Origin of the sequence: Allobosea lathyri (assembly GCF_900108245.1) — a bacterium.
Classification (GTDB): domain Bacteria; phylum Pseudomonadota; class Alphaproteobacteria; order Rhizobiales; family Beijerinckiaceae; genus Allobosea; species Allobosea lathyri.
Window position 1 is genome coordinate 227,283 of record NZ_FNUY01000004.1, and the last position, 13,870, is coordinate 241,152.

Annotated in this window: 13 protein-coding genes; 3 read left to right on the forward strand and 10 right to left on the reverse strand. The window is 65.8% G+C overall.

Annotated features, from left to right (window positions below):
- The first annotated feature begins 27 nt into the window (after positions 1-27).
- The gene (locus tag C4S73_RS11585; RefSeq protein WP_103872654.1) at positions 28-282 is read left to right on the forward strand and encodes a hypothetical protein; all 255 of its coding nucleotides are present in this window, start codon (positions 28-30) and stop codon (positions 280-282) included.
- Between the two features lie 67 nt (positions 283-349).
- Here the strand turns inward: C4S73_RS11585 and C4S73_RS11590 are convergent, their stop codons facing one another.
- From C4S73_RS11590 to C4S73_RS11620, 7 genes are all read right to left on the reverse strand, one after another.
- Complete coding sequence (locus C4S73_RS11590; RefSeq protein WP_103872655.1) at positions 350-1,738, reverse strand: MmgE/PrpD family protein; 1,389 nt, start codon at positions 1,736-1,738, stop codon at positions 350-352.
- A 3-nt stretch (positions 1,739-1,741) separates the two neighbouring features.
- Positions 1,742-2,590, reverse strand: coding sequence for a nitrilase-related carbon-nitrogen hydrolase (locus C4S73_RS11595; protein ID WP_160115742.1), 849 nt, complete (start codon positions 2,588-2,590; stop codon positions 1,742-1,744).
- Positions 2,591-2,755: 165 nt separating this feature from the next.
- Positions 2,756-3,646, reverse strand: coding sequence for a glycine betaine ABC transporter substrate-binding protein (locus C4S73_RS11600; RefSeq protein WP_103872657.1), 891 nt, complete (start codon positions 3,644-3,646; stop codon positions 2,756-2,758).
- Positions 3,647-3,687: 41 nt separating this feature from the next.
- A complete protein-coding gene (locus tag C4S73_RS11605; RefSeq protein ID WP_103872658.1) occupies positions 3,688-4,416 on the reverse strand; it encodes an ABC transporter permease in 729 nt (242 codons plus the stop codon).
- Between the two features lies 1 nt (position 4,417).
- Positions 4,418-5,524 (reverse strand): ABC transporter ATP-binding protein, encoded by a 1,107-nt coding sequence (locus tag C4S73_RS11610; RefSeq protein WP_103872659.1) that lies wholly within the window; start codon positions 5,522-5,524, stop codon positions 4,418-4,420.
- Complete coding sequence (locus C4S73_RS11615) at positions 5,521-6,174, reverse strand: ABC transporter permease (protein ID WP_280177590.1); 654 nt, start codon at positions 6,172-6,174, stop codon at positions 5,521-5,523. Before C4S73_RS11615 ends, C4S73_RS11610 begins: the two co-directional genes overlap by 4 nt.
- Positions 6,175-6,398: 224 nt before the next feature.
- Positions 6,399-7,415, reverse strand: a complete 1,017-nt coding sequence (locus C4S73_RS11620) for a GlxA family transcriptional regulator (RefSeq protein WP_244595564.1) — start codon at positions 7,413-7,415, stop codon at positions 6,399-6,401.
- A 331-nt stretch (positions 7,416-7,746) separates the two neighbouring features.
- On the opposite strand from C4S73_RS11620, the gene C4S73_RS11625 reads away from it, so the two are divergent.
- Both C4S73_RS11625 and C4S73_RS11630 read left to right on the forward strand, forming a co-directional pair.
- A complete protein-coding gene (locus tag C4S73_RS11625; protein WP_200827986.1) occupies positions 7,747-8,985 on the forward strand; it encodes an aromatic ring-hydroxylating oxygenase subunit alpha in 1,239 nt (412 codons plus the stop codon).
- The gene (locus C4S73_RS11630) at positions 8,982-10,034 is read left to right on the forward strand and encodes a flavin reductase family protein (RefSeq protein ID WP_200827987.1); all 1,053 of its coding nucleotides are present in this window, start codon (positions 8,982-8,984) and stop codon (positions 10,032-10,034) included. Before C4S73_RS11625 ends, C4S73_RS11630 begins: the two co-directional genes overlap by 4 nt.
- 139 nt (positions 10,035-10,173) lie before the next feature.
- Here C4S73_RS11630 and C4S73_RS11635 read toward each other — a convergent pair whose 3' ends face one another.
- From C4S73_RS11635 to C4S73_RS11645, 3 genes are all read right to left on the reverse strand, one after another.
- Positions 10,174-11,340 carry an NAD(P)/FAD-dependent oxidoreductase gene (locus tag C4S73_RS11635; RefSeq protein ID WP_103872660.1) on the reverse strand — a complete coding sequence of 389 codons (1,167 nt, stop codon included), beginning with the start codon at positions 11,338-11,340 and terminating at the stop codon, positions 10,174-10,176.
- A gap of 8 nt (positions 11,341-11,348) precedes the next feature.
- Positions 11,349-12,980 carry an NAD(P)/FAD-dependent oxidoreductase gene (locus C4S73_RS11640; protein WP_103872906.1) on the reverse strand — a complete coding sequence of 544 codons (1,632 nt, stop codon included), beginning with the start codon at positions 12,978-12,980 and terminating at the stop codon, positions 11,349-11,351.
- 107 nt (positions 12,981-13,087) lie between these two features.
- A complete protein-coding gene (locus C4S73_RS11645; protein WP_103872661.1) occupies positions 13,088-13,840 on the reverse strand; it encodes an amino acid ABC transporter ATP-binding protein in 753 nt (250 codons plus the stop codon).
- Positions 13,841-13,870: the final 30 nt, after the last annotated feature.

Here is a 13,870-nt window from a genome sequence, read left to right on the forward strand (position 1 = left end):
CGGCCTAGCAGCCCAAAGGAGAAACATATGGTTCATTTTCGCGGAGCAGCCATTGCGGCTGCGGTCCTGATCGGGGCGCTGTGCTCCGGCAGCTCTTTTGCTGCTCCGGTCTCGACGGGCGGGATCGTCGCCACGACTGCAAGCGCCGAACTGGCCCAGTGGCATCCCTCGCGCCAGCGGCATATCGGCCCCCGCCACGGACGCTGCTGGTGGGAAAACCGCCGCGTGCGCGACCATCGCGGACGCTGGGTGCTCCGGCGCGTGCAGGTCTGCCGCCGCTGAACGACAGGTCCCGCCGGGAACAACAGACCCCACTCGGTCAAGCCGAGTGGGGCCTCTTACGTCGCGATCAGCCTGTCGCCGCGATCGCAGGCCGGCCACGACGCCGCCCTGTCTCTGTAGGCTCCGCCGCCAAAACCTGATCCATGAGAGCCGCCAGCGACACATCCGGTGCTCCAAGCCCGAGGCTGGTCTCGCAGATCCGCCTCGACCGGTCTTCGCTCAGATAATCGGTCAGCTCGCTGAATTTCTGCTTGAGATCGGCATCGCCCAGCGGCGCGTCCGGATCGCCCCGCGCGGTGGTGACGGGCGAGGTCCGGACCTCACCATCAGCCATGACGATGCGCAGAACGGCCTGCCGCTTCGCCGGGAACTGGCGCGAGAACTCGGCTCTTTCGCGCAGCACGATCAGCCTGGTCATCGCGGCAATGGCAGGGTCGGCCAATCCTTCCGGGCCGATCTCGGCCGCGCCGAGCCGGCCGCGAACCAGAAACGCGGCCAGCGGGAAGCCAAGCGCATATTGCGCAGCCTCCGTCGTGGCCGGCACGGCGGCTCCCAGCCTGACCGCCTCGGCGAAGGTCTCGACCTCGATGCTGACGATACCGGCCGGCGCGATCGGCCCCGAAGCCAGCATGGTCGCGGCAGCCTCGACCGCCGGCTGCGCCCAGCGGCACACCGGCCACGGCTTGAAATACTGTTCCCCAATTCGCCAGCGCGTGCCGAGGTCCGACCACAGCCCGGCCTGCTCAGGCGCTTCCATGGTGATCGCCGGTGCGCCTGAAAAGCCGTCCTGCGCCAGATAGGCAGCCGAGACGCCGGCAAAGGCGCCCCAGCCCGAACCGTCCTTCAGCATGGTCGGATGGTCGATGCAGCGCATCATCTGGCTGCGCGGGCCATGATACTCCGCAATGCCGAGCGCATGGCGCGTCTCCTCGGGCGTGAGTCGCAGCAGGCGCGCGGTGATGGCCGCACAAGCCAGGGCGTTCCAGGCGCCCGATGTGTGATAGTCGGCGACGCTGCCATGCAAGGCGATGCCGGCGCGAATCGCGATCTCGTAGCCGATCACCAGCGCTGTGAGAATTTCACGGCCATCCACGAGGCCCGTGGCGACGAGCTGTTCGGCATCGGCGACCGCGAGCAGTGCTGGCAGGATCGCGACGCCGGCATGGCCCTTGGTCAAGGCATGGCCGTCATGGGCGTCGAATGAGTCGATCGTCGAGGCCCCGGCGAAGGCCGCACCCGCAGCGCTCGCTCTGCGACCGTCGAACAGCAACCGCGCCCCGCCTTCGCTCGCGCCCATCTGGCGGACCGCGAAACCGTGGACGATGCGCGACAGCTCGGTCCGGCGCCCGGCAGCCGCGACCCCGATCAGATCGAGCAGGCAGCGCCGCGCCTGATGGACGACTTCGGCCGGCAGGTCGGCAAACCGCAGATCGTGGATGAAGGCGAGCGACGACATGGGTCATTCCTTCGTGGCTTCGAGATATTCGCCGAGCAGGCGATGGATCAGGGTAGGATCGCTGTCGCGGGCCGTTGGCAGGTTTTTGCGGGCGGTGATGCCGTCGTCGAGGTCGATCACTGCCGAGATCAGCTCAGGCTCATCGCCTGCCCGGGCCAGTTCGCGTCCGGTCGCATCGAGGATGCGCGAGCCGCCCCAGAAATCGAAGCCGCCGCGCCGTCCGCAATGGTTGGCGAAGATCGTCGGCAGGCCATAGGTCATGGCGGTGTGGGCCAGATTGATCTCCCAGCCACGCGGATTGTCGAAGCCGCCATCGACCGCACCGCGCGATGATGCCACAGGCAGGATCAGCAGGTTGGCGCCTGCCAGCGCCGCAAGCCAGGGCAGCGCCGGATTCCAGCTGTCGGCGCAGATCAGCGTTGCCAAGCGCCAGCCGTCCCGCATGTCGACGAGGTCCAGCGCCTCGCCCTTTGCGTAGACGGCGTCCTCGCGCAGTGTGCCATAGCCCGGCAGGTTGAGCTTGCGGTGGACCGCAATCCGATCCCCGGCGATCAGCGCCTGCGCATTGAAAAAACGACCCTGCGCGTCTCGCTCGATGAAGCCTATCGAGACCTGCAGCGCGCCCGCCGCCTCTCCGATGAGTGCGAATTCAGGTGCAGCGCGGGTCGTGGCCAAAGCCGCGCAATCGGGCGCGGCGACGTAATCCGTCAGCGAAAGCTCGGGAAAGACAAGAATGTCGGCGCCCAGAGCGGTCGCCTGCCGCACCATCTCGATATGCGCCGTCAGATTAGCGGATATGTCGCCCGGCCGGCAGGCGATCTGCGCGGCTGCAACGGTCAAACGGCACGTCACGATGCAACGATCCTCCCAACCCTTCTGGTAGCCCGTATCGTTACCGGGCGGAGAGAAGCGCAGACTCAGGACCCAAGCCGGAATGGTTCGGGGATGGATCCTGGTCTTCCCTTCGGTCGCCCGGTACGACGGTTGCCTATCGACCCTGCGGAGCGCTCCGACGCCTCAGATCAGCGCCTGCGCCTTCAGAAAGCCGGCCGCGACCTCCTCGACGCTCTTCTTGTCGACATCGACGGTGGCATTGAGCTTGGCCATGGTGGCGTCGTCTAGCTTGGCGGAAAGCGCGTTCAGCGCCTCACCGAGCTTCGGGTTCTTCTCGAGCGTCTCCTTGCGGATGACGGGCGTCATCGCATAGGTCGGGAAATAACCCTTGTCGTCGGTCAGGATGACGAAGTTGAAGGCCGGTACACGCCCGTCGGTGGCGAAGACAAGGCCGACATCGACCTGAGAGTCGCGCAAGGCCTGATAGACGAGGCCGGTATCCATGCGCACCGTCGCTTCACGGCCGAATTCGAAGCCATAGGTGGTCTGCAAGGGGCCGAGCCCGTCAGGACGGGCGTAGAACTCGGCATTACAGCCGAACTTCATCGCCTGCCCGCCCTTCACCTTGCCGGCGAGATCCGACAGCGACTTGATGCCCTTGGCGTCGGCATCGGCCTTGCGCATCGCCAGCGCGTAGGTGTTGTTGGCTTTGGAGGGATTGAGCCAGACCAGCCCCTTGGCCGCGTCGAGCTCCTTGACCTTCGCATAGGTCGCAGCTGCGTCCATCTTGTCCGTCACCTTGTTGAAGGTGATGAGCGAGGTGCCGGTGTATTCCCAGTAGACGTCGATCTGCCCGGCTTCCTGCGCCTGGCGCAGGGGCGCTGTGCCAAGGCCGGCGCGCTTGTCGACGGTGAAACCCTTGGCCTTGAGCAGCTGGGTTGTCATCTCCGCCATGATCTGCTGCTCGGTGAAGTTCTTGCCGCCGACCACGACGTTTTGCGCCTGGGCCGCCAGCGGCGTCAGCGAGAGCACGAGGGCCGCGCCGGCCAGTCCGAGAAAGCTGCGTTTCAGCATGGTTGTTCCCCTTTTTTGGTTGGTTGAAGGAAGCCGCTGCGTCAGCGCAGTGGGTTGACGCCTCTCGGAACCAGCCAGAACTGGATCTGGCCGACCAGGAAATCGACGAATACGGCGAGCAGCGCTGTCGGGATCGCGCCCGCCAGCAGCATGCTCGGTTCCATCAGGTCGATGCCGGTGAAGATGAGCTCGCCCAGCCCACCGCCACCGATCAGGAAGGCGAGCGGCACCGTGCCGATATTGATAGCGAGCGCCGTGCGGATGCCCGCGAGGATGACGAAAACGGCGTTGGGCAGCTCGACCCGGCGCAGGATCTGCGCGGGTGTCATGCCCATGCCGCGCGCCGCCTCGATCAGCGGCTGCGGCACCGATCGCAGACCGGCGATGGTGTTGAGCACGATCGGCAGCAGCGTCAGCACGAACAGCGCGAAGATCACCGGCGGCGCACCGATACCCAGAAACGACATCGACAGGGCTAGCAGTGCGAGTGTCGGGATCGTCGTCCCTAGATTGACCACCTGCGTCACCGCGTCAGCGAACATCTCGAAGCGCGGCCGGGTCAGGATGACGCCGAGCGGGATGCCCACAACGATCGCGATCGCGCCCGATACCGCCGCCAACGCCAGATGCTGGCGGATGAGATAGATCACATCGCTGCGATGCTTCAGGATCGCAGGCAGCAGGCCATTCGCCTGAAACCAGGCGCCGCACGCGAACACGCCTGTGATCAGCAGCAGGCGGAACGCGGTCTGGAGCCCGGTCGCGGCCATCTCAGCGGTCCCGATAGGTCGTGCCGAGCACCTGCGTGATGCTCTTCTGGGTGATGTAGCCCTTGTAGAAGCCATCATCGTCGACGCAGGCGAGCCAGGTCACGCCGTGGGTGAACATCTGCGACACCGCCGAGCGCAGATCGTCCTTGATGTTGACGATGCCCGGCAGCGGCTCCTGATGCTCGCCGACGAGACCCTTGAGGTCGCGGGCGACCTCGTGCCGGACGACGCCACGCGCCCGGCCGCGCGGGCCGACCATCACGACCGAGACATGGCCGTGCTCGTCCATCAGCCTGACGGCCGTCTCCAGAGTGTCCTCCGCCTTGACCCGCGGTGGGTCGCTCATCATCGCATCCGTGACCTTGATCAGGCGCAGGCGCTTCAGCGTCCTGTCCGAACCGACGAACTCCGAGACGAAGGCGTCGACGGGATGGGCGAGGATATTGTCGGGCGTATCGTACTGGATCAGTTTCCCGTCGCGGAAGATCGCGATCCGGGTTGCCATCTTCACGGCTTCGTCGATGTCGTGGCTGACGAAGACGATGGTTTTCTTGAGCTCCGCCTGGAGCTTCATGAATTCGTCCTGGATGACCTCGCGGTTGATCGGGTCGATCGCCCCGAACGGCTCGTCCATCAGCAGCACCGGCGGATCGGCGGCGAGCGCACGCACGACGCCGACGCGCTGCTGCTGCCCACCCGACAACTGCTTGGGATAGCGCTTCAGGAAGACCGACGGGTCGAGATTGACCATGTCGAGCAGTTGCGACGCGCGCTTGCGCGATTTGGCGCGCGGCCAGCCCAGCAGGTCCGGCACGACGCAGATATTGTCCTCGACCGTCATGTTCGGGAACAGGCCGATCTGCTGGATCACGTAGCCGATCGAGCGCCTTAAGCTGACCTCATCGACCCCGGTCGTATCCTTGCCATCGAGGAAAATCTTGCCCGATGTCGGCGGGATCAGCCGGTTGATCATCTTCATAGTCGTGGTCTTGCCGCAGCCCGAAGGGCCCAGCAGCACGCAGACGGCCCCGGTGGGCACTTCCATGTCGATGCGGTCGACCGCGACCATCGTGCCGAAATGTTTTGAGACCTGCTCGAGACGGATCATCGCAGCCTCAATCCGGGGGACGTCATCAGGCGCTGGGCGCCGAGAAGGGCATAATCGGCGATGATCGCGAGCAGGCTCACCGAGAGCGCGCCGGTCAGCAGCTGGCGGATGTCGGTCTGCGAGATGCCGCGCGAGATGAAGGTGCCAAGGCCGCCGGCGCCGATATAGGTGGCGATCGCGCCGATCGCGATGTTGAGGACGACCGCGCTGCGCACGCCGTTGATGATCACCGGCAGCGCCAGCGGCAACTCGACCCGGCGCAGCCGCTCCAGCGTCGTCATGCCCATGCCGCGCGCGGCCTCCCGCAGCGCCGGGTCGACATTCATGATCGCGGTGTAGGTGTTCCGGATGATCGGCAATTGCGCATAGAGGATCAGCGCGATCACCGCCGGCAGATAGCCGATGCCCTGTCCGATCAGCGAGAGCACCGGGATCAGGATGCCAAACAGCGCGATCGAGGGAATGGTGATGATGACGGAGGCGACATAGAGCACGCGGTCGGCCCATGCCCGGCTTTGGGTGATCAGGATGCCGATCGGCACGCCGGTCAGGATCGCAACGCCGACGGAGACGCCGACGAGGGAGACGTGCTCGAGCATGCGCTGCCCGATCACCGGAAGATTCGCCATGATGAAGGCGATCGTCTCCACTCACATCCCCTTTCGACGGTTATCCGTCTTGTCAGGACAAAGTGTCGATCAGAACGGTTCCAACAAAGGGGCGGGGAAGCGACATGGAATGTCGGGGATACGACGTATCGCGTTCCCTGCCATACGAGCCCTCATCCTGAGGGAGCAGGCTTCAGCCCGCGTCTCGAAGGATGCTCCAGCCTCAGCCCCCTGAAGCATCCTTCGAGACGCCGCTGCGCGGCTCCTCAGGATGAGGGCTGAGGGGTCGGCAGTCTCGCGGCGGCGACGGTTTCAGCTTCACTCGCCACCCTTCCCCTCAATTGCGACGGCCTCACGCCCTGAAGCCGCTTGAACCAGTGAGCGAAATGCGACGTCGAGGTGAACCCCGCCGCGATCGCGACCTCCAGGATCGGCCGGTCGGAATAGAGCAGCAGTTCGCGCGCCCGGTCGATGCGCAGCGAGAGGTAGTAGCGCGCCGGAGACGTCTCGAGATAGCGCAGGAAGAGGCGCTCGATCTGGCGCGCACTCATGCCGGCACGCTCCGCGATCTCGGCGATGGAGATGGTGTCCTCGACATGGCGCTGCATCAGGCGGATCGCGGCACGCACCGGCGGCGGCAGATTCGCCAGCCGCTCCAGCCGCCCGCCGCTCTGGTTGTCGCGCTCGTCGCGGATGCGGTCATGGTGGAACTGGTTGGCGACGCGACGCGCAAGGTCGGCGCCATGGCGTTCGATGATCAGGTGCAGCATCAAATCCATCGCGGCGGTGCCGCCCGAGCAGGTCAGGCGATCGCGGTCTATCTCATAGATCTTGTCGGTGCAGACGAGGTCGGGAAATTCCTCCTGGAAGGCCGGCCGGTTCTCCCAATGGATGGTGCAGCGATAGCCGTCGAGCAAGCCGGCGCGGGCCAGCAGGTAAGTGCCCGTCGAGAGCGAGCCGACCGCAACGCCACCGCGCGCCGCCCGGCGCAGCAACGCCAGATAGCGCCGCTCATCGACCGACTGGATGCGCAGGCCACCGCAGACGAAGACATAATCCGAGCCGATCAGCGCCGTCTCGGCCTTCTCCGTCGGTAGCGGAATTCCGTTAGAGGCAGCCAGAACCTCGCCGTCGAGACTGGCCAGCCGCCAGCGCCAGGCCTCGCGGTCGATCAATCGGTTGAGCGAGCGCAACGGCTCGATCGCCGATGCCACGCTCATCATCGAAAACCCCTCGACGAGCAGGAGGGTGATGACGCGCGTGCCGGCTGCCTGATCCCTCACCACTGTCGCCTCGTTCCAGTTAGCAACCAATCAACCGCACCGTCATCCCGGGCGACCGAAGGGAGACCCGGGATCCATTCCGGAGCGCTGAACGGCTCCGCTCAGGCATGGATCCCGGGTCTTCGCTGCGCTACGCCCGGGATGACGGCAAGAGAAGAACCCAAGCAGATCATCACAAATGGGCGCGGCCTCGAAAAGCGGCTTTCCGACATTGTTACAATGAAAACGACGCAGACTGTCGGAAAGCTTGCCGGCAAGGTCGCAATGCTCAGGCACGGGCGGCGCCATCTGGCGGATCATGGCGCGTCCAGCAGCCTCCGGGGCATCAGTCATGATCGACCGCGACCGCATCAGCCATCTGCTCAGCCAGCGCCGCGAAGGCTTCAGCCTGCCGCAGGCCTTCTATGTCGATCCCGCGATGCATGAGGCCGACCTGAAGGCGGTGTTCGAGACCGAATGGCTGTTCGCCTGCAATAGCTGCGAGATCAGGAAACCCGGCGACTATCTGACGCTCGCCGTCGGCGATAACCCGATCGTCATCCTGCGCGATCGCGATGGCGGCATCCGCGCCTTCCACAATTCCTGCCGGCATCGCGGCTCGCGCATCTGCGGCAAGGAGAAGGGCCGGGCGACGCGGCTGGTCTGCCCCTATCATCAATGGGTCTACGAACTCGACGGCTCGCTGCTCAACGCGCGCCAGATGCCTGAAGATTTCGATCGCAGCGAATACGGCCTGCATCCGGTCCATGCCGAGGTGATCTGCGGCATGGTCTATATCTGCCTTGCGCAAGAGCCTCCCGATATCGCCCGGTTCAGGGCTGGCGTGACGCCCTACATCGCGCCCCATCAGCCCGACCGCACCAAGGTCGCCTTCGAGATGACTCTGATTGAGGAGGCCAACTGGAAACTCGTGATCGAGAACAACCGCGAATGCTATCATTGCGCCGGCAATCACCCCGAGCTGCTGGTAACGCTGGTTGAGTTCGCTCTGCCCGATGATCCGCGCGGGCCGGCGCAGTTCAAGGCGCTGATGGACGCCAAGACCGCGAAATGGGACGCACTCGGACTGCCCCACAAGCCGGCCGATGGCGGCGAGGAATTCCGCTGCATCCGCCTGCCCTTCCACGAGGGCGCGGTCTCCTTCACCATGGATGGCGGACCCGGCTGCAGGAAGCTCCTGGCGGATTTCACCGAACCCGATCTCGGCTCGGTCAGGATGTTCCGCGCGCCCAATAACTGGAATCACTTCCTCTCCGACCACATCATCCATTTCCGCGTGCTGCCGCTCGGCCAGGACCGCACGGCCGTGCGCACGACCTGGCTGGTGCATGAGGACGCCGTCGAGGGTGTCGACTACGATGTCGAGCGGCTGACCGAGGTCTGGATCGCCACCAATGCGCAGGACGCGGAACTGGCCGAAGTCAACCATCGCGGCATCCGCTCCATGGCTTACCGGCCCGGCCCCTATGCGCCCTCCGAGTTCATGCTGACCAACTTCGCCAACTGGTATGCCGGCAAGATGGAAGCCTTCGTCGGCGCGGCCGCGTCCAGAAGGATGGCTGCGGAATGAGCGATGCCGACACGCTGGACATGCCCCCCACGACGGACGAGGCGCGGTTCCTGAAGCTGACCGTCATCGCGATCCGGCGAGAGACGCCGGACATCAAGACCTTCGTCTTCCGGCCGGAAGGCGCCATGCCCGATTACGACGCCGGACAGTCGATGACGCTGCGGCTCACGCTCGACGGGGAGCGTCTGTTCCGGACCTTCTCGCTGGCCTCCGCTCCGGGCAGCGACGCGCTGGCGATGACGATCAAGGCGCATGCCGAGGGGCGCGCGACACGCTGGCTGCACGAGCGTCTTTCGGTCGGCGATGTGATCGAGGGGCGTCGACCGCGCGGCCGCTTCACCATCGCAGGGCGCCAGAGCGAAAGCATTGCGCTGGTCTCGGCCGGCTCTGGCGCAAGCCCGCTGATGGCCATGGTCCGGCATCTCGCGGACACCGCACCCGACATCGACATCGCCTGGCTGCATGCGGCGCGCATGCCCGGTGATGTCCTCTTTCCGGAAGAGCTCGCTGAGCTCCAGCGCCGCATGCCCCAGCTGAAGATCGCGATGCTGGTCAGTCAGCCCTCGCCTGGCTGGTTCGGCTTCTCCGGCCGGCTCAATCGCCGGCTGGTCTCGGTCGCTGTGCCGGATTTCGGCCGGCGCGAGGTGTTCTGCTGCGGCCCCGCCGGATTCATGGAGGAGGCCCGGCTGATCCATGCGGCCGAAGGGGGCACGCGCGCGCATTTCCATATCGAGCATTTCGGGGCCGTCGCACCGGCCGCGCCAGCGCCCATTCCCGACGACGCGCCGGCAACGGGCTTTGCCATCACAATGGGCGAGAAGCGCTTCTTGGCGCGCGCAGACGAAACGCTGCTGGAAGCGGCGACACGCCAAACGATCGTTATCCCCTGCGGCTGCGCCTCAGGCATGTGCGGGACCTGCCGCGTCAGCCTCGTCGCCGGCGACGTCGCAATGCATCACGAGGGCGGGATTTCGGCCGAGGAAGAGGCGCAGGGCTTTATCCTGGCCTGCTCGTCCCGGCCGCGAAGCGATGTGACGATCGCTTTGTAGAGCGCGCCATCGTTGCCGTCATGCTCGCCCTTGTGGCGAGCATCCACGTCTTGAACTCAGACCTCGACCGGTGAAGACGTGGATGGTCGGGACAAGCCCGACCATGACGATCGTCGCTGTCTTCCCCCGACTGGCGCGTTCAGGCCGCCAGCGCCTCTTCCGCCGCCAGAGCCTGCCACCCCTGCAACTCCCGCCAATCCGGCTCCAGCTGAGCGAAGCGCGCGAGCCTGAACGAGGAAATGTCGGCGAAGCTGCAGGCCCCATCCATCACCAGGTCGCGGATGGCATGCCCGCTAGCCGGCGAAAGGCCGAAGCCGACGCTCGACAGAGTCGCGACCACGACATTGCTCTGCGTGTCCAGGCGGTCGATCACCGGCCGCCCATCGGGCGTGTTCTCGATCACGCCGGCCCAGGAGCGGATGATCCGGGCATGGGCCGCCTTGGGCAGGAGTTCCGCCAGCCTGCGGCCGATATGCCCCATCAGCGGCGTCGTCGGCTTGGCCGGCGCGGCGTTCCCGGCAATGTCGAGCCATTCATGCGGGCCGCCGCCATAGGCGAGGTTGCCGCGCAGCGTCTGGCGGCCATAGAGCCCGTTGCCGTCGACGCCGCCATAAGGCATCAGCGGCAGCGGCTCCGTAACCACCATCTCGCAGCGGGCCGAGGCCATCGGGACCTCATGGCCGAGCATGGCCGATAACCGACCCGTATGCGGCCCGGCGGCAATGACGAGGTGATCGCAGGCGATCAAGCCGCGCTCGGTCTCGACGCCGGTGACCTTGCCGCCGACGCTCCGGAATCCGGTGACCGCGCAATGCTGCATCAAGCGCCCGCCATGGTCCTGCATGGCCCAGGCATAGGCCTGCAAGGTGCGGTGCGGATTCGCATGGCCGCCGAAATGATAGAAATAGCCGCCGACCATGTTGTCACCGGCCAGCGGCACGAATTCCCTGATCTGCCTGGTATCGAGGATTTCGGATTTGAAGCCCTGCCGCGCGGCGTTGCTCAGTGCCCGGCCATACAGCGCCATCTGGTGCTCGCTGGAAGCAAGGCGGATGCGGCTGCCGGCGAATTCCGTCGGATAGCCCAGCAGTTCATCCATCTTCGGCCAGAGGCGCTGCTCCTCGAGGAAGAGCGGCGAGTGATGGTGCGAGCAGCCGCCGCCATTGCGGCCCGACGCCTCCCAGCCGATCATGCCCTTCTCGATGACGAGGACGTCGACGCCCTCGCGCGCCAGCCACCAGCCGGCGCTCAGGCCGGTGACGCCACCGCCGACAATGACGACCGAGGCTCCCTTGATCGCGCTCATGATCGGCCTCACTCGCTCGCCACGGGGCCGGTCGCGTCGTTGGTCGCGACCGTATAAAGCTCCGGCACGTCCCAGAACGGACGCCATTGCGCATGCATGCCGAACCAGGTGTCCCAATGCTCGGCCTGCTCGGGCGGTTCGGGGATCTGGCCCGCAATCGACAGCGGCAATGGCCGTACCGGCGCGCGATAACCGGCAAGCGGGATCGAGGACAAAGGCATGGCCGCGCCCAGCGCCAGCAAGGCTGCAACCTGCTCGCGGCAGCGCCTGCCCTGGCACGCGCCCATGCCGGCGCGCGTCAGGCGCTTGACCTGATCGGGATTGGGCGGCTCCTCGCCCAGCAGCGCCGAAAGCGAGCGATCATTGCGGCGCTCGTTTTTCCAGTCGAGATAGCGCGGCGGACGTACCTCCAGGATCTCGCGCGCCGTCACCTCCTCGCACTGGCAGACATGGAACTCGGCGCGCGCCTCGATCACGCTGGCGCGGACCCAGGCAAGGCGATAGGCGGAGATGTCGTGGCTCGGCGCAGGCGGTTCCAGCGCGGCAGGAACCACGCGATCGTCAGTCATCCCCAACCCGGCTGCGATGGCCGCGACCGCGCGCCGTCCCTCGGCTTCGGCGATGGCGCGATCCTGCGTCTTGCCCGACCAGATTCCGGCGCAATCGCCGACCGCAAAGATGTTCCTCACGTTGGTGCGCTGGCCGGAATCCACGACCGGGGCATAGCCGCCACGCTCGGGCTGGAAGGCGATCCGGCAGCCCATCGCATCCAGCAGATCGACGACCGGTGTCGCGCCTATGGCGAGCACGATGCCGTCACAGGAAATGATCCGCTCGGCTCCGAAACTGCGGCCATCGCCATCGATCTCACTGAACAGCACCGCCTCGACCGCATCGCGCCCGCTGGCCTCGCGAACGACATGGCCGGTCAGGATCTCGGTCCCGGCCTTGCGCAACGCCGCGATCAGCTCGGGCGAACCCAGCGGCGCCTGCGCCTGCTCGATGATCGCGGCGATCTCGGTTCCGGCCTCGCGCAAGTTGAGCGCGGCGGTCAAAGCCTCGGTCGACGAGCCCAGCACGACTACGCGCCTTCGCCCAAGCGCGCCATAGCGCGAGGCCAGCGAGACCGCCGCCGTCGCGCCGAGAACGCCGGGCTTCTCCCAGCCGGGAAAACCCAGCCCCATATCGCGGCGGCCGGCGGCGACCACGACATGCTCCGCCTGGAGCATCCAGGAGCGGCTCTCATCGTTCAGCCCGGCAACGAGCCCCGGCAGCCAGGTGACGGCGGGCCCGTTGGCGTAGAGCCCCCAGCAGGCCGTGCCGAGACGGACATCGACGCCAGCCTCGAAAGCCGCCTCGATCTGCGGTTCCGAGGCGATGAAGGCTTCCATCATGGCATTGCGATTGCGAGCCTCCGCCGACATGCCCTGCCCGTAATGCAAGGGGACCTCGTCGCCCATCGTCTTGAAGGACACCGGATTTTCGTCGACGAGGACAACCGACAGGCCACGTCCGGCAGCCTCGATTGCGGCAGCAAGTCCCGCCGGACCGGCGCCGATGACCAGAAGCTGCGCGCGCTCCTCGACATGCAGCGACTTGCCGGCGACGGATTTCGGATCGGGCGGAACGGTCGAGGCCATGGCGCACTTCGCTTGGATGGAAATGACCTGCATTGTTCCCTGCCGATGACTTGGCAGGCGGTCGATTTGCGACAGGCGTTTGCCCGAATGCGACATCGGCGGCGGCGTCAAAGCACCTTGTCGAGAAACGCTTTGGTCCGCTCCTCGCGGGGATTGCCGAAGAGTTCCGCGGGAGCGGCGTGCTCGACGATCAGGCCGCCATCGGTGAAATAGACATGATCGGCCACCTCGCGGGCAAAGCCCATCTCATGGGTGACGAGGATGCAGGTCATGCCCTCGGCGGCGAGGTCCTGGATCGTCACCAGCACCTCCTTTTTGGTCTCGGGATCGAGCGCAGCGGTGACCTCGTCGAACAGCATCACCTTGGGGTTCATCGCCAGCGAGCGGGCAATCGCGACGCGCTGCTGCTGGCCACCAGACAATTCGCCCGGATAGGTCGACAGCTTGTCGGAGAGGCCGACCTTGGCGAGCAATTTGCGGGCGCGCGCCTCGACCTCCGCCTTGTCCTGCTTGAGCACATGGATCGGCGCCATCATGACATTCTGCAGGGCGTTCTTGTGCGGAAACAGATTGTACTGCTGGAAGACGATCCCGACGTCGCGACGTAAGGAGAGCTTGTCGAGATTCTTGTCGTTGACCTCGCGCCCGGCGAGCTTGATCGAGCCCTTGCTGATTGGCACCAGGCCGTTGATGCAACGCAGTAGCGTCGACTTTCCCGATCCCGACGGGCCGATGATGCAGACTGTCTCGCCCCGCCGGACGGTCAGCGCGACGTCCTTCAGCACCTTCAGCGCACCGAAGGATTTCTCGACACCCTCGACGACGACGACGGGCTCGCCCAGTTCATGCCGGCTTGCCATGCTAAAGCATGACGCCGAAAAGTGGGGACC

Excerpts from the sequence above, each read along its gene's own strand:
- C4S73_RS11585 (WP_103872654.1), top strand. The coding sequence starts at position 28 with ATGGTTCATTTTCGCGGAGCAGCCATTGCGGCTGCGGTCCTGATCGGG.
- C4S73_RS11590 (WP_103872655.1), bottom strand. The coding sequence starts at position 1,738 with ATGTCGTCGCTCGCCTTCATCCACGATCTGCGGTTTGCCGACCTGCCG.
- C4S73_RS11600 (WP_103872657.1), bottom strand. The coding sequence starts at position 3,646 with ATGCTGAAACGCAGCTTTCTCGGACTGGCCGGCGCGGCCCTCGTGCTC.
- C4S73_RS11605 (WP_103872658.1), bottom strand. The coding sequence starts at position 4,416 with ATGGCCGCGACCGGGCTCCAGACCGCGTTCCGCCTGCTGCTGATCACA.
- C4S73_RS11610 (WP_103872659.1), bottom strand. The coding sequence starts at position 5,524 with ATGATCCGTCTCGAGCAGGTCTCAAAACATTTCGGCACGATGGTCGCG.
- C4S73_RS11625 (WP_200827986.1), top strand. The coding sequence starts at position 7,747 with ATGATCGACCGCGACCGCATCAGCCATCTGCTCAGCCAGCGCCGCGAA.
- C4S73_RS11630 (WP_200827987.1), top strand. The coding sequence starts at position 8,982 with ATGAGCGATGCCGACACGCTGGACATGCCCCCCACGACGGACGAGGCG.
- C4S73_RS11635 (WP_103872660.1), bottom strand. The coding sequence starts at position 11,340 with ATGAGCGCGATCAAGGGAGCCTCGGTCGTCATTGTCGGCGGTGGCGTC.
- C4S73_RS11640 (WP_103872906.1), bottom strand. The coding sequence starts at position 12,980 with ATGGCCTCGACCGTTCCGCCCGATCCGAAATCCGTCGCCGGCAAGTCG.
- C4S73_RS11645 (WP_103872661.1), bottom strand. The coding sequence starts at position 13,840 with ATGGCAAGCCGGCATGAACTGGGCGAGCCCGTCGTCGTCGTCGAGGGT.